9 protein-coding genes are annotated in these 15,744 nt (G+C 72.8%); 5 read left to right on the top strand and 4 right to left on the bottom strand.

What is annotated here, in order from left to right; genetic code table 11:
- Position 1: 1 nt before the first annotated feature.
- A complete protein-coding gene (locus RAB70_RS02325) occupies positions 2-1,201 on the bottom strand; it encodes a beta-ketoacyl-[acyl-carrier-protein] synthase family protein (protein WP_026143660.1) in 1,200 nt (399 codons plus the stop codon).
- Positions 1,202-1,418: 217 nt separating this feature from the next.
- Here RAB70_RS02325 and RAB70_RS02320 point away from each other — a divergent pair, with 217 nt between their 5' ends.
- Entirely contained in the window at positions 1,419-1,679 is a 261-nt protein-coding gene (locus tag RAB70_RS02320) for a YcgL domain-containing protein (RefSeq protein ID WP_017909431.1), read from the top strand.
- Positions 1,672-4,989, top strand: coding sequence for an ankyrin repeat domain-containing protein (locus tag RAB70_RS02315; protein ID WP_148827776.1), 3,318 nt, complete (start codon positions 1,672-1,674; stop codon positions 4,987-4,989). The genes RAB70_RS02320 and RAB70_RS02315 overlap by 8 nt, the downstream gene beginning before the upstream one ends.
- Before the next feature lie 301 nt (positions 4,990-5,290).
- Here RAB70_RS02315 and RAB70_RS02310 read toward each other — a convergent pair whose 3' ends face one another.
- Positions 5,291-7,177, bottom strand: a complete 1,887-nt coding sequence (locus tag RAB70_RS02310) for a S8 family serine peptidase (RefSeq protein ID WP_148827775.1) — start codon at positions 7,175-7,177, stop codon at positions 5,291-5,293.
- A 63-nt stretch (positions 7,178-7,240) separates the two neighbouring features.
- Complete coding sequence (locus RAB70_RS02305; protein ID WP_148827774.1) at positions 7,241-9,586, bottom strand: YadA-like family protein; 2,346 nt, start codon at positions 9,584-9,586, stop codon at positions 7,241-7,243.
- A gap of 213 nt (positions 9,587-9,799) precedes the next feature.
- On the opposite strand from RAB70_RS02305, the gene RAB70_RS02300 reads away from it, so the two are divergent.
- On the top strand, positions 9,800-11,158 hold the full coding sequence (locus RAB70_RS02300) for a sensor histidine kinase (RefSeq protein ID WP_148827773.1): 1,359 nt from the start codon (positions 9,800-9,802) through the stop codon (positions 11,156-11,158).
- Positions 11,159-11,209: 51 nt separating this feature from the next.
- Here the strand turns inward: RAB70_RS02300 and RAB70_RS02295 are convergent, their stop codons facing one another.
- Positions 11,210-11,920 carry a response regulator transcription factor gene (locus tag RAB70_RS02295; RefSeq protein WP_017915915.1) on the bottom strand — a complete coding sequence of 237 codons (711 nt, stop codon included), beginning with the start codon at positions 11,918-11,920 and terminating at the stop codon, positions 11,210-11,212.
- Positions 11,921-12,041: 121 nt separating this feature from the next.
- Here RAB70_RS02295 and RAB70_RS02290 point away from each other — a divergent pair, with 121 nt between their 5' ends.
- Together RAB70_RS02290 and zwf are read left to right on the top strand one after the other, a co-directional pair.
- Entirely contained in the window at positions 12,042-13,832 is a 1,791-nt protein-coding gene (locus tag RAB70_RS02290) for a glycoside hydrolase family 15 protein (protein ID WP_148827772.1), read from the top strand.
- Positions 13,829-15,613: a glucose-6-phosphate dehydrogenase gene (gene zwf / locus RAB70_RS02285; protein WP_148827771.1), complete on the top strand. Its 1,785-nt coding sequence runs from the start codon at positions 13,829-13,831 to the stop codon at positions 15,611-15,613. Before RAB70_RS02290 ends, zwf begins: the two co-directional genes overlap by 4 nt.
- Positions 15,614-15,744 lie beyond the last annotated feature (131 nt).

Genomic DNA, 15,744 nt, shown 5'->3' with positions numbered 1-15,744 from the left:
CTCATGCGCGGCCGAACAGCAGCGAGCAGTTGTTGCCGCCGAAGCCGAAGGAGTTGTTCATCGCGTAGCGGACCTGTGCATGGGCGGTGGCGAAGCGGATCTGCGGGCCGCAGGCGGGATCGGGCAGTTCGCTGTTGAGGGTGCCGGGCAGCAGGCCGTCGCGCAGCGCCAGCAGCGCGAACACCGACTCGACGATGCCGGCGGCGCCGAGCGTGTGCCCGGTCCAGGCCTTGGTCGAACTGGCGTGCAGGGTCGGCGGAAACAATGCCGCCACCGCGGCGGCCTCGACGCTGTCGTTGGCCGGGGTCGCGGTGCCGTGCAGGTTGAGATACCCGACCTCGGCCGGGTCCACGCCGGCGCGCTGCAACGCGCCGCGCATCGCCAGGCCGGCGCCCAGCCCCTGCGGATGCGGCGCGGACATGTGGTGGGCGTCGCTGGATTCGCCGTAGCCGCACAGCAGCGCCTGCGCCGGCGGCGCGTCGGCGGCATCGGCGCGTTCCAGCAGTGCGTAGCCGCCGGCCTCGCCCAGCGACAGCCCGACCCGGCGCACGTCGAACGGCCGGCATGGTTCCGGCGACACCACCTGCAGCGAGTTGAAGCCGAACAGCACGCTGCCGCACAGCGTGTCCACGCCGCCGACCAGCGCCGCATCGACCACGCCGGCGGCGATCAGCCGCGCCGCCTGGGCGAACACCTTGGCGCTGGACGAGCAGGCGGTGGCGACGGTGATGCACGGGCCGCGCAGGCCGGTGGCGGCGCGCACGAAATCGCCGAGCGAATGCGGGGTGTGCACGATCGGCCGGTCCAGGTCGGCGGGCATGCGTGGGCCGTCCGCATCGTGCTCGAGCCGTGTGTAGGCCTCCTCGCTGGCGCCGATGCTGGAGGTGGAGGTGCCCATCACCACCGCCACCCGTTCGGCGCCGTGGCGTTGCGCCGCGGCGGCCACGGCCGCGGCCATGCCGTCCTGCTGCAGGGCGAGCCAGGCCAGGCGGTTGTTGCGGCATTCCCACGCGGCCAGGGCCTCCGGCAGCGCGGCGGTTTCCAGCGCGTCCACCCGGCCGATCCAGCATTCCAGCGGTTGCGGACCGAAGTCGTTGCGACGCAGGCCGCTGCGGCCCTCGCGCAGCGCCGCGGCCTGGGCGTGCAGTCCGCTGCCGAGCGCGTTGGTCGCGGTGTAGGCGCGGATGGCCACCGGGGCCATGCGGGGCGACGAGGACGCTTCGGTCACGCGGTATTCCATACAAGGACAATCGCCGCAGTATATCGACGCATTCGGTCATGCCGTGAAACACCCACGACGCGAACGTGAATAGCGCCCGCGCCCGGATCCGTTCAGCGCAGGGCCGGCGTGCGCTTTCGCCGCTGGCGCATTTCCTCCACAATCGCTTGCCTTTCCACGCCAGGCGCACGCCACGGGCATGCAAGCCTACGTCTACAAAAGCCAACGCAAGCCGGACACCTATCTGTATCTCGCCGCCCGCGACGACTTCGGCCGTCTGCCGCCGGCGCTGCTGGCGTCGCTGCAGCCGCTGGCGTTCGTGCTCGAGGTGGCGTTGACCGCCGAACGCACACTGGCCCGCGCCGATCCGGCCGCGGTGCGCGCCAACCTCGCCGGCTGCGGCTTCCATCTGCAATTGCCGCCGTCCCTGCCCGGCACCACCGATCGACACGATGACTGACTCTTTCCTCCGCGCGCGTGCGCCGATGCTCGCCGCCGCCCTGGGCGCGGTGCTGGCGCTGGCCGCCGGAATCGGCCCGCTGGCCGCCGCCCTGGGCGCCTGGCTGGCGCAACCGGCGTTCGCCCTGGCGTTGTCCTGGCACCGTGGCAGCCGGCCGCGCCCACGCGCCGCGCGCGACCTGGTCGGCGCGGCGGTGCCGCTGCTGGTGCTGTGGGCCGGCGGCATGGCGCTGGTCGCGGTGCTGGTGGCCTGGCCGCTGGCGGCGCTGCACGACAGCGGCAGCCTCGCTGCCGCGTTGGCGCTGAGCGTGGCCGCCAGTGCCGCGCTGCTCGGGCTGTGGCGGACCTGGCCGCTGTGGCACGGCAGCGATGTCGAGGGCGGCCCGCTGGGCGCGCGCTGGCATGCGCTGGCGCAGCAGGACGTGCAGGCCTGGCGCGGGCTGGCGGTGGCCGCGCTGGTATTGGTGCTGGCCGGGCTCGGCGTGGTGCTGGCCTGGCCGGGGCTGCTCGCCGAGGCCGCACGCTGGCCGCTGGCGCTGGCCTATGCGCTGCTGTCGCCGCTGCTGCACGCCGGCCTGCAACGGGTGGCGCCGCCGCAGACGCTGACCCCGCCGGTGTCCTCGGCCGACCTGTTCGCCGAACTCAGCGCCACCGCCGCGCCGCGCGCCGACGAGCCGCCGCCGGCGCAGGACGAACTGCATGCGGCGCTGTACGACGCCGCCCGCGGGGGCCGCGTCGATCGCGCGTTGCAACTGCTGCAGGCCGGCGCCGATCCGCATGCGCTGCCCGCCGCCGAGTGGCGCGACCAGCGCAGCCTGCCGGTGCTGGCCGCGGTGCTGCCGGACCTGCGCCTGCTGCGCGAACTGATCGTGCGCGGGGTCGACGTCAATCGCCCGCACTTGGGCATGACCCCGCTGCTGGCCGCCACCCGCGACAGCTGGCATGGCCGCCCGGAGGCGGTGATGACCCTGCTCGCCAACGGCGCCGATCCGCGCGCCAGCGACGGCGACGGCAACACCCCGCTGCATCACGCCGCACGCAGCTCCGACCCGGGCGTGGCTGCGCTGCTGCGCGACGCCGCCGCCGAACTGGACGCAGCCAACCGCGACGGCCTGACCCCGCTGGCGGTGGCCTGCCAGGTCGGCAACTGGCGCATGGCCAAGTTCCTGCTCGAGCGCGGCGCCAAGCCGGAGCCGGCCGAGGCCAGCCCGGTACTGCTGGCCGCAGCCGGTACCGAGGAAGACGATCCGGCCGGCGTGCAGTTGCTGCTCAAGCACAAGGCGCGGGTCGACGCGCGCGATCGCCAGCGCCGCAGCGCGCTGCACGAGGCGGCGCAGGCCGGCCACGTGGAGATCGTGCAGGCCCTGCTCGGCGCCGGCGCCAACCTGGAAGCGCGCGATGCGCTGGGCCGCACGCCGTGGCTGGAAGCCGCCCGCCACGGCCGCGTGGCGGTGCTGGAACGGCTGCTGCCGCACAAGCCGGACCTGGTTGCGGTCGATGGCGATGGCCGCAACGCGATCCTGCTGGCCTGCACCGCCGACCACGTCGCCCCCGGGCTGATCCGGCGCCTGCTGGAGCTGGGCGTGGCGCCGGCGCAGCCGGACCAGAGCGGCCGCCGCGCCGTCGACCTGGCCGCCGAGGCCGGGCGCTGGGCGATCGTGTCCGCGCTGGACCCGGATTATCCGCTGCCGGCCGCGGTCAGCGACGGCCAGGGCGAGACCGGCCCGGCCGGGCTGCCCGACCGGCCGCCGCTGGAACTGCTGCGCGAAGGCCTGCAACTGGGCCAGCCGCGCGACGGCCTGGCCGCGCTGGCGCGGCTGTGCGCGGCCGAGGAACTGGGCGCGCTGCTGCACGAGCCGCCGCTGGCGTTGAACGCGCAGGCGGTGGACTGGCTGCTGGCGCATGGCGCCGAGCCGGAGGTGCTCGATGCCTGCGGCGACACCCCGATGTTCGCGCTGCTCTCGCGCGGCGTGGAGGCGGTGCCCAGCCTGCAGGCGATGCTGCGCCACGGCGTGTCGCCGGCCGGCCGCGGCGGCCTGACCCGCCTGCTCGCCGCCTGCGCGCAGCACGATCACGCGTCGCGCGCGCTGGAACAGTTCGCCCTGGAACTGCTGGAGCGCGGCGCCGATCCGTTCGCGCCGTCGCCGGCCGGCGATCCGCCGCTGTCGCTGGCGGTGCGCCTGGGCTGGCTGCGGCTGCAGCTGCAGTTGCTCGAGCGCGGCGCCGACCGCGAGGCGCGCGACAGCCACGGCATGACCGCGTTGCACCTGGCCGCCGCGCTGGGCCGCGAGGCCTCGCTGAAACTGCTGATCCAGCAGGGCGCCTCGCCGGATGCGCGCGCCGCCGACGGCCAGACCCCGCTCGGCGTGGCCCTGGCCAGCGGCCGCCGCGACCTGGCCGACTGGCTGGACTGGCGCACCTGGCCGCTGCCGCGGCGTCCGCTGCGCGAGGCCGACGTGCCGGCCGCGGCGATGGTCGGCGACGCCGAGGCGATCCGCCGCCTGATCGACCTCGGCCTGCCGGTGGATGCGGTGGACGCGCAGGGCTGCACCGCGTTGCTGCGCGCCGCCGGCGGTGGTCATGCCGAGGCGGTGAAACTGTTGCTGTCGCGCGGCGCCGATCTGCAGCACGCCGCGGCCAGCGGCGCCACGCCGCTGTCGGCGGCGGTGAGCATGCGCCAGACCGAGATCGTCGCGGCATTGCTGCAGGCCGGCGCGCAGATCGAACACCGCCTGCCGGGCGGGGTCACCGTGCTGATGCTGGCCTGCGCGCTGGGTCTGCCGGACATCGCCGCGCGGCTGCTGGCCGCCGGTGCCGATGTGCATGCCGGCGACGCCCAGCAACTGGCCCCGCTGCACTGCGCCGCGCTGTACGGCTTCACCGCGCGCGACAAGTCGCGCCTGCTGGCTCTGCTGGACACGCTGCTGCTGGCCGGCGCCGAGGCCGACCGCGGTTCCGCCGGCGGGGTCACGCCGTTGCTGTTGCTGCTGGGTGCGCGCGCCGAACCGGGCACAGCCTGCGAGGAGCCGGTGGTGCTGGCCGGCGTCGAGCGCCTGCTCGACGAGGAGGTCAGCCTGGAGGTGCAGGATCCGCGCGGCTTCGGCCCGCTGCACCTGGCCGCGCTGCACGGCCTGCCGCTGCTGGTGCAGCGCCTGCTGCGCGCCGGCGCCGATCCGGAACTGCGCGATACCTTGAACCGCACCCCGCGCGAGATCGCGGTGATGCGCGGCTTCGTCGACGTCGCCGGGCAGTTCCAGCCGGCGCTGCCGGGAGTGTCGTCGATGGCGCGGTTCCTGCGCGAAAGCCGCTGACGCTCTTCCTTCTCCCACCGGGAGAAGGTGGCCCGGAGGGCCGGATGAGGGTCGGGCGCGGCCTCGCCTCGCCCATTGCACCGCGCCTCGTGCCGCACCCTCACCCCAACCCCTCTCCCGGTGGGAGAGGGGCTTGCGGTCTCGCGCCGCACCGCCGTGCACCATCCAGCAAAAAAATGCCCGCCGGAAGGCGGGCGAACTGCGTCATGGTAGGCACGTCGCTGCTTTCGGAACCGCTGCGGGAGGTTCTCCTCCCGCGCACGTGGCGCGGCGGCGAACGGCGCCGCCGCGCGATCGGGCGTTACTGCCGCCCGACCAGGGTCAGGCCGCTGTAGCTGCCGCTCAGGCGCACGTAGTAGGTCGTGGCGCTGGACGGGGTGAGGCGCACCGCCTGGGTGGTGCCGGCACGGGTGGAACGCGCGTCGTAGCTGCTGCTGGTCGGCGTCTTGCCCGCCGACACGTACATCGCCACGTTGCCGGTGCCGCCGAAGGTCATGAAGCTGACCACCGTGCCGGCCGCGGCCTGGAAGCTGTACAGCGCATCGCCGCCCTGGCTGCCGATGCCGCGCATCTCCACCTTGTTGACCAGGGTCTTGGTTGGCGGCACGCAGCTGCTGTCGGACGGATCGCACGGCGGGGTGGTGGCCATCTGCAGCAGCATGTCCACGTCCAGGATGCCGGCGCCGATCGGCGTGCTGGTGGGGATCGCCACCGGGAACGGCCGCGCGCTGGCGCGCAGCAGGTCGCGCATGCCGGTCCAGCTGAAGGGCGTCTTGGCCACGCTCTGCACCATCGCCACCGCCGCGGCCACGTGCGGGGAGGCCATCGAGGTGCCGGCCATGCCGCCGATCTGCCAGTCGCCGGTCGGGCTCTGGGTGCCGCCGTTGATCACCTGGAAGATGTAGCCGTTCGGGTTGCCGTCGACGTCGCCGCCACCGCCCGGCGCGGCGATGTCCACGCGCGTGCCGTAGTTGGAGTAGCTGGCGCGGCCGCCGTTCACCCGCGAAGCGCCGACGCTGATCACGCCGTTGCAGGAGGACATGGTGTACGTGGAGGCATTGGCGTTGGAGTTGCCGGCGGCGACCACGATGATCGTGCCCTTGGCGTTGATCTGGTCGATCGCGTCCTGGTAGATCTGCGGGCAGGTGTCCGGCGCGCCGCTGCCCAGGCTCATGTTGATCACCTCGGCCGGGTTCGGGTTGGTCGGCAGGCCGGCCACCGGCAGGCCCGCGGCCCACAGCATGCCGTCGGCGATGTCGCTGCCAAAGCCGCCGCAGGAGCCGAGCACGCGCACCGGCACGATCTTGGCGTCGTAGGCCAGGCCGGCCGTGGCCAGGTTGTTGTTGGTGACCTGGGCGATGGTGCCGGAGACATGGCTGCCATGCCACGAACTCGGCGCCGGCGCATTGCCGGACGCGCCCAGCGCGGTGCAGTAGTCGGCTTCCACCCAGTCGCCCAGGTCGTAGCCGCCGGCCACGCGACCGTCCGTGTCGCGGCGCGAGACGCGGTGGTCGGTGATCATGTCGTAGCCGGGCAGCACGTTGGCGGCCAGATCCGGGTTGTCCTTGACCACGCCGGTGTCGACCACCGCCACCACCACGCCCTTGCCGGTGGAGCGGGTCCAGCCCTGCTCGGCGTTGACCCCGCCGACTGGGTCGTGGAAGTTCCACTGCAGCTTGGCGTAGGCCGGATCGTTGGGGGTGGTGGAGGCGGCGGCCGCGATGGCGGCCGGCAGGCGCACGCTGGCCTCGTCCAGGCGCCGGTACAGCCGATCGACCTGCACCGACACCACCGACGGATCGGCCTTCAGCTCGTTGATGAAGGCGGTGCGCTCGCTGTCGCTGAGGTGGCGCGAGGTCTGCACCACATGCCAGCCCGGCACCGCCATGTCGCGCAGCACCTTGGCGCTGACGGCGCTGCGCAGCGTCAGCCCGTTGCTGCCGATCTGCGCGCGCTGCATGCCGCTGCGCGCCACCGCGCTGCTGAGGGTGGTGGCCAGCAGGCTGCGCGCCTGGCTGCCGCCGTCACGGGTCTTGACGATGAAGCGCTGGCCCAGGTCGTTGGCGCTGGCCGATTGCGGCACCGGACCTTGCACACCGCCCAGGCCGATGGTGGGGGAGGCCGCCTGCGCGCCACCGGCGAACAGGACGGCGGCGAGGGCAGCGGCGAGCGTATTGGAAGACATCATCTGCGGATCCTGGAAAGAGAGGTGAGAAGAAGAAAACGGCGGCGCGCGCGGCGCCGCGTGACGTCACAGATCGATGCCCACGCCGATGCCGGCCGAGGACTCGCCGCTGCTGAAGGCGCCGCCCAGGCTGAACGAGGCGCGCGCGCCGATCTTGCGGGCGTAGCCGACCGACAGCGCCTGCTGCCCGCCCTGGAAGCCGGCGCCGACCGACACGCGCCCGCGCGGGCTCTGCGTACCGGCGGCGTTGACCGCCATGTTGAGCATCGCCGCGCTCATCGCACCGAGCCGGTCCATGCGCCGGTCCATGCCGTCGAGGCGATGCTCGGTGTCGGTGCGCAACTGGTTGAAGCTGTCGTCCAGCGCGGTGATGCGGGTGTTGGTGTAGGCGTTGGCGCTGCTCAGGGTGGCGCTGTTGCCGGCGCGCATCTGCGCCACATTGACCGCGTCGGTGTCGGCGCTGCCGGCGGCGACGTTGGCGACCTGGCGTTCGTTGCCGGCGCTGCCCACCGAGACCGTGTTGGCGCGGTTGGCGACCGAGCCCTGGCCCAGCGCCACCGAATTGGCGGCGCTGGCCGAGGCGCCCTGGCCGAGCGCGGTGGCCGAGGCGGCCGAGGCATTGGCGCTCTCGCCGAGCGCGACCGCGTTGGTCGCCACCGCGGCGACACGGGCGTTGGCGCCGACCGCGGTGCTGCCGTCGGCATTGACCGTGGCGTTGCCGCCGATGGCGGTGTCGTTGGGGCCATAGGCCAGCGACTGCGCGCCCATCGCCAGGCCGTTGTTGCCGTTGGCGGTGGCCCCGGAACCCACGGCCACGGCATTGGTGCCGGCGCCGGTGCTCGGCGCGCTCGCCGCACCGTCGCCGCCGCCCACGCTGATGCCGCCGGAACCGCCGATCGTGTTCAGGCGGTTGCCGAAGCCGGTGAGGGCGGTGTCGAGCGCGCCCATCGCCGACCCCAGGTCGGTGTAGTGCGTGCCCTGCACCAGGTAATTGCCGCCGATCAGGTTGCCGTTGGCGTCGACCACGCTGCCGGCGCCGAACGCGGCGGCGACGTTGCGCAGCTGCGCCAGGTTGACCGCGTCGGTATCCATGGTGCCGGCGGCCAGGTTGGTGAGCTGGCGCTCGGCGCCCGCTGCGCCGATGGACACGGTGTTGTCGCGTTCGGCGACCGAACCGGCGCCCAGCGCCACGCTGTTGTTGGTGATGGTCTGCTTGTCGTTGACGAACTGCGAGTTGCCGACCCGCGCGCCGGGGCCGATCGCGATCGACTGGTCGCCGAACACATCGGACTTGGTGCCGATGGCGATGCTGTCGTAGAACAGCACCGGCGTATCGAGGAAGAAGTTGCCGTTCCACACCATGCCCCCGCCCAGGGCCAGGCTGCGGGTGCCGCCGGCCCAGGAGCGGTTGCCGAGCGCGGTGGAGCCGACGCCGCCGGCAAACGCGGCCGGGCCGACCGCGGTGCCGTCGTCGTTCTGGGCGAACGCGCTGGGGCCCATGGCCACGCTGTGGGTGCCCCAGGCGCGTGCGCCGTTGCCGAAGGCGGTGGCCCACTCGGCGGTGGCCTGGCTCTGCGCGCCCACCGCCACGGCGGCGTACTGGTTGGCCACCGCGGTGGTGCCGACGGCGACGGTGCGGTTGGCGCTGGCTTCGGCCAGGGCGCCGACCGCGGTGGAACTGTAGGCCGTGGCCAGCGCGCCGCCGCCCAGCGCGGTGGACAGCGGGCCGGTGGCCTGCGTGGCCTGCATTTGGGTGCCTTCGGCGCCGAAGCCCGGACTCATCTCCTCGCCCACGTCGACGATGCCGCCGACGGCGACGCTGGAGCGGTCGCTGGCGATCGCGCCGGCGCCGGCCGCCACGTTGTACTTGCCGCTGGCCTGGGCGCCGGCGCCCAGCGCGGTGGCGGCCACGCCGGTGGCCGAAGTCTGCTGCAGGATCACCACGCCGTTGGGCTGGTAGGAGAAATCCAGGTCGAGCATGCCGCCGACGGCGGTGGTGGAGACCTCGGTGGCCAGGCTGTTGTGGCCCACCGCCACCGCGTGGTTGGCGTAGCCGACCGCACCGCCGCCGAGCGCGATGGTGCCGGTGCCGACCGCCGAGGCGGCCTCGCCGGCGGCCAGCGCTTCGTCGCCGTCGGCGTCGGCGCCGGCGTTGCTGTCGGCGCTGCCGGTGGCCTTGAAGTAGACGCTGGGGTCGTAGGTGGTCGCGGCCGGCGTGGCGCTGGCGTCGCTGGCCGTAGCGTCGGTGCCGGTGGCGGGTTGGGTGCTGGCGGTCGTCGCGGTGCTGGGGGTGGGCGTCTGCGCCATCGCCGTCGACGACAGGCACAGCGCGCAGGCCAGGGCCAGGGTGCTGTACGCGCGGGGAATCGGATGACGGGCGGCGGTGCCGCGCAGGGAAGAGCATGCGTTCATGGCGATCTCGGGCTGAAAAAACGGCAGGGCAGAAGGTGACGTCGGCGGCGCGTGTGCGCCTCCGCATCGGTCTGGAGTGGTCTGGAAACAGCGCCGTCGTCCCCGGGCGTGTTCCGTCATGCGAACTTAGGCCCGCCGTCACCGGCTTGTCACCTGCAAGTTCTCGCATGATCATCATCGGATTCTCACTGAACGGGAATGGAGCACGGCGGCATGGCGAAGGCGTTCTGGAACTGGCTGGGCCGCGCGCCGCTGGTGGACGAGGTGGATCGGCGCAATGCGCGGGTGATCCAGTTGCTGCTGCTGTTCCTGGCGGTGACCATTCCCGCCACGATCGTGGTGGCGGTGGTGCTGGCCTGGCCGGAGCTGCGCGGGCAGCCGCTGCCGCCGGGCATGCTGATTTCGTTGACCATGAGTCTGCTGATCGGGGTGTGCGCGGCGATCGGCTTCGTGCGCGTGCGCCATGGCGCCCTGCGCGGCGGCGTGCGGCTGCTGCTCGGGGCGATGCTCGGCTCGTTGCTGGTCAACGCCGCCATCCACGGCTTCCAGCGGCAGTTGCCGGATCAACTGGCGCAGATGCTGGTGCTGATCCTGGCCGGCCTGGTGCTGGGGCGCCGCGCGCTGTGGGTCACCTTCGTCGCCTTGCTGCTGATGCTCGGCGTCGGCGTGGGCCGCGACGCCCTGGCCGAACTGGCCGGCGCGCCGGCGCAGGCGCTGTTCAACGTGCTGCCGGTGCTGTTCAGTTACCTGCTGGTGGCGCTGCTGCTGGACCGCACCACCGAGGCGCTGCGCGAGAGCCTGCGCGAATCCAACGCGCGCGGCCAGCGCCTGCAGCAGGAGATGCAGGAACGCGAACGCGCACAGACCCAGCTGATCCACGCGCAGAAACGCGAGATCACCGAGCGCATGGCCAGCGGCCTGGCACACGACTTCAACAACATCCTGGCGGTGATGTCCGGCTTCGCCGCCGCGCGCCACGACGACGACCTGACCAGCGACGCGCAGCGCATCGCGCAGCTGGAGGACAGCCTGGCGGCGGTGGAGGCATCGGCCGAGCGCGGCATGACCATCGTGCGCCGGCTGCTGCGCTTCAGCCGCCGCGACGCCGAGCATGTCGAACGCTTCGACGCCGCGGCCGCGGTGGAGGCCTTGCAGCCGATGCTGCGGCAGTTGCTGGAAGCGCGGATCGTGCTGCGCTGCGCGCTGCCGGCGGCGCCGGCGCCGATCCGTTTCGAGCGCAGCCAGTTCGACCTGATGCTGCTGAACCTGGCCTCCAACAGCCGCGACGCGATCGCCGACCGCGGCCATTTCGACATCGCCGTGTCCAGCGAGGACGAGGGCACCGTCATCGAGGTCGCCGACGACGGCCACGGCATGCCGACGGAGGTGGCCGCGCAGGTGTTCGAGCCGTTCTACAGCACCAAGCCCGCCGACAGCGGCACCGGCCTGGGCCTGGCGGTGGTGCGCGATCTGGTGGTGCGCGCCGGCGGCCGGATCCAGGTGCACAGCACGGTGGGCGTGGGCACGCGCTTCCGCATCGTGCTGCCGCACGCCGATGCGGTGGCGATGTAGCGCCTGCCTGAATGGTCTGCGCGCCGCGGCGCCGCGCGCGCGCGGTGCGCGTCAGCCGGCGGGATCGAAGATGTAGCCCTTGCCGTGCACCGCGGCCAGCGGCAGCGGCTCGCCGCAGCGGCGCTGCACCTTGCTGCGCAGGCGGTGCACCATCGAATCCAGGCGGTGCGCGTCGAAGTCGTACACGCGGTCGGTGAGGGCGGCGATCAAGGCCTCGCGCGCCACCAGCAGGCCCGGTTGCTCAAGCAGGCGCAGGCACAGCCGGCGTTCGCTGCCGGTCAGCGCGGCGGCGGCGCCGGTCGGCGACAGCAGGCACCAGCCGTCCTCGCTCACCTGCCAGCGCCCGCGCGCCGGCGCCGCAGGCGGGCGCCCGCTCACGCGCCGCGCCAGGCTGTGCAGGGTCGCGGCCAGCAGGTCGATTTCCACCGGCTTGGACAGATAGGCGTCGGCGCCGCCGGTCAGGCCGCGGATGCGGTCCTCGGTCTGGCCCAGACTGGTCAGCATGACGATGCCCAGGTCCGGGTATTGCAGGCGCAGCGCGCCGGCCAGGGTGAAGCCGTCGGTGTCGGGCAGGCCGACATCCAGCACCACGATCTCGGCGCCCTCGCGCTGCACCCGCTGCTGCAGTTCCGCGCCGGTGCCGCAGCCGTCGGCGGCGAAGCCGAAACGGCGCAGGCCCGGCACCAGGATGCGATCGCGCAGTATCGGATCGTCCTCCAGGACCAGAGTGCGCAGGGCGGCGGCAGCGGGATCGGAAGTCATGCGCAGCCGCAGTGTAGCCGCAGCCGGCCGCTTGCGCGCGCCTGAACGGCGCCGCGCGGCGATTACGCGACGCAAACACCGGCGCTGGCAGACTCGCCGCTCCTCCGCACCGGCGCCCACGATGGCCTCGCGAATCGAAGACTACGCCATGCTCGGCAACTGCCGCAGCGCGGCTCTGGTGGACCGTCGCGGCTCGATCGACTGGCTGTGTCTGCCGCGCTTCGATTCCGATGCCTTGTTCGCCGCCCTGCTCGGCGAACCCGACCACGGCCGCTGGGCGATCGCGCCGCAGGGCGACTTCACCAGCACCCGTGCCTACCGCGACGGCAGTCTGGTGCTGGAGACGCGGTTCGAGACCGACACCGGCGCGGTGGCGCTGCTCGACTTCATGGTCGCCAGCCACGACGAGGTGATGCACAACCACGTGGTGCGGATCGTGCGCGGACTGCACGGCCGGGTGCCGCTGCGCATGCAGCTGCAGCTGCGCTTCAACTACGGCCGCACCATTCCCTGGGTGTCGCAGATCGAGGGCGGCCTGCAGGCGGTGGCCGGGCCGGACCAGATCGCGCTGCGCAGCCCGCAGGCCATGCACGGCCACGGCTTCGCCACCGAAGCCGAGTTCGTGCTGGAGGCCGGCGAAAGCACCTGGTTCGTGCTCAGCCACGGCGCCTCGCAGTTGGAGCTGCCGCCGTTGCTGGCGCCGGAGCAGGCGCTGGCGCAGACCGAGGCGTTCTGGCACGGCTGGTCGCACCGCTGCCTGCATGCCGGCCCGTGGACCGAGGCGGTGCGGCGCTCGCTGGTGGTGCTGAAGGGCCTGAGTTACCTGCCCACCGGCGCCATCGTCGCCGCACCGACCACCTCGCTGCCCGAACGTCTGGGCGGCGAGCGCAACTGGGACTACCGCTTCTGCTGGCTGCGCGATGCGGTGTTCACCCTGACCGCATTGCGCGCGGCCGGCTATTTCGACGAGGCTGCCGCGTTCCATGGCTGGCTGCAGCGCACCGTGGCCGGCTCGCCCGACCAGTTGCAGGCGCTGTACGGCATCGGCGGCGAACGGCGCATGTCCGAATGGGCGGTGGACTGGCTGCCCGGCTACGAAGGCGCTTCGCCGGTGCGCGTGGGCAATGCCGCGGTCGGCCAGTTCCAGCTCGATGTCTATGGCGAGGTGATCGCCGCGTTCCACCGCGGCCACCACGAGGGCATGGCCACGGCGGTGCATGGCCGCTCGCTGGCGCGGCAGTTGCTGGAGGTGCTGGAGCAGCGCTGGCGCGAGCCGGACGAGGGCATCTGGGAGATCCGCGACAAGCGCCAGCACTTCGTGCATTCCAAGGTGATGGCGTGGCTGGCGTTCGACTGCGGCGCGCGCGACGGCGTCACCGATGCCGACGCCGCGCAACGCGCGCACTGGCGCGCGCTGGCCGACGAGATCCATGCGCAGGTGCTGGCGCAGGGCGTGCACCGCGACGGCTACTTCGTGCAGAGCTACGGCAGCGAACGGCTGGACGCGGCGACCCTGCTGATCCCGCTGGTCGGCTTCCTGCCGCCGGACGATCCGCGCGTGGCCGCTACCGCCGACGCCATCGCCGAACACCTGAGCATCGACGGCCTGGTCGAGCGCTACCGCGCCGACGACGCCAGCGGCGACGGCCTGCCGGCCGGCGAGGGCACCTTCATCGCCTGCAGTTTCTGGCTGGTGGAGAACTACACGCTGCTCGGCCGCGGCGAGCAGGCGCGCGCGCTGTTCGAGCGCCTGCTCGCGCTGTGCAACGACGTCGGCCTGTTGGCCGAGGAGTACGACCCGCGCAGCGGCCGCATGCTCGGCAATTTCCCGCAGGGCTATTCGCACGTGGCGCTGATCCACGCGGCGCTGCGCCTGCATGGCTTGATCGGCGAACAGGACACCCATCCATGAGCGATGCCTCCCAGACCACTCCTCCCTGCCTGATCGTTGTGTTCGGCGCCCGCGGCGACCTGACCCGGCGCCTGGTGCTGCCGGCGCTGTACAACCTGCGCCACAGCGGTGCGCTGCCCGAGGAATTCGCGGTGATCGGCGTGGACCACGGCGCGGTCAGCGAAGTGGCTTGGCGGCGCATGCTCGGCGATGCGATGCGCGGGCTGATGGCCGACCGCGACGCGGAGTTCAAGGCCGATGGCCTGGACGAGGAGGTGTGGGGCTGGCTGCGTTCGCGCCTGCACTACCTGCGCGGCGACTTCAACGATGCCGGCACCTATCGCAGCCTGGGCGCGCTGCTGGAGAAGATCGGCGCGCAGTACCGCACCGGCGGCAACGTGCTGTTCTACCTCGCTACCGCGGCGCGTTTCTTCGCCCCGGTGATCGAGCAGTTGGGTGCGGCCGGCCTGGTCAAGCAGAGCCCCGACGGCGGCTGGCGCCGGGTGATCGTGGAGAAGCCGTTCGGCCACGACCTGCAGAGCGCGCGCGAGCTCAACGCCATCGTCGGTCGCGTGCTCGACGAGGACCAGGTGTTCCGCATCGACCATTTCCTCGGCAAGGAAACGGTGCAGAACATCCTCGCCTTCCGCTTCGCCAACGGCTTGTTCGAGCCGGTGTGGAACCGCGACCGCATCGACCACGTGCAGATCACCGCGGCCGAGACCATCGGCGTGGAAGGGCGCGGCGGCTTCTACGACCCCACCGGCTGCCTGCGCGACATGGTGCCCAACCACCTGTTCCAGTTGCTGGCGATGATCGCGATGGAGCCGCCGGCGGCCTTCACCCCGGCGGCGATGCTGCGCCGGCGCGCCGAGGTGATCGAGGCGGTGCGGCCGTTGAGTCCGGCCGACGTGGTCCGCGGCCAGTACGCGGCCGGCGCGATCGGCCGCAACGCGGTGCCGGGCTACCGCGAGGAAGACACGGTGCCGCCGGATTCCAACACCGAGACCTATGTGGCGATGAAGCTGCAGGTCGACACCTGGCGCTGGGCCGGCGTGCCGTTCTACCTGCGCACCGGCAAGCGCCTGCGCGAGCGCACCACCGAGATCGCGATCCGTTTCAAGCCGGCGCCGCTGGCGCCGCTGCGCAGCGCCGAGATCGGCGGCTACGGCCCGGACTGGCTGGTGCTGCACATCCAGCCCGACGAAGGCATCTCGCTGCAGTTCGACGTCAAGCGCCCGGGCGCGCGGGTCAGCCTGGCGCCGGTGCGCATGGACTTCCGCTACCGCGACTGGTTCCCCAAGGAATACACGGTGGGCTACGAACGCCTGCTGCAGGACTGCATGCACGGCGAGGCCGGCCTGTTCCAGGACGCGACCATGGTCGAGGCGGCCTGGACCATCGTGCAGCCGATCCTGGACGCCTGGCAGACCTCGGCCGACGAGACCCCGCAGTACCCGGCCGGCAGTGCCGGCCCGGCCGCGGCCGATGCGCTGCTGGCGCTCAACGGCGGCCACACCTGGCGCACCCTGACCGCCGGGCGCCGCCCGCCGCCGCGGCGCGCGCCTGAAGCCACCGCCACCACCGAGACCCGGCCGGTGACGCCGGCGCCGAAGCGTGGCGGGGCCAAGGCGGGCGATGCCTCGGCTTCGGCGAAGCCAGGCAAGTCGACCAAGCGCAAGCCTGCCCCGGCGCCGGTGAAGACGCCGGCGGCCAAGAAGGTCGCCAAGAAGGTCGCGAAGGAAGCTGTCAAGCGCGCGGCCAGCGGCACCGCAGCGAAGCGTTCGTCACGCAAGGGCTGAAGCGATGCCCCGGGCGCCGGCGTGAGCGCCGGTGCTCGGGGAGATGTCTCCATGCCAGCAGGAGCGGCGCAGCGACGCCGGCTGGATCCTGCAGTCGGGGCTGAAGCCCCTCCCACAATGACGGTCGAATG

This window comes from Xanthomonas sontii, assembly GCF_040529055.1.
In the GTDB taxonomy this organism is placed as follows: Bacteria; Pseudomonadota; Gammaproteobacteria; order Xanthomonadales; family Xanthomonadaceae; genus Xanthomonas_A; species Xanthomonas_A sontii.
This window is presented reverse-complemented; position numbering and strand designations above follow the sequence as displayed.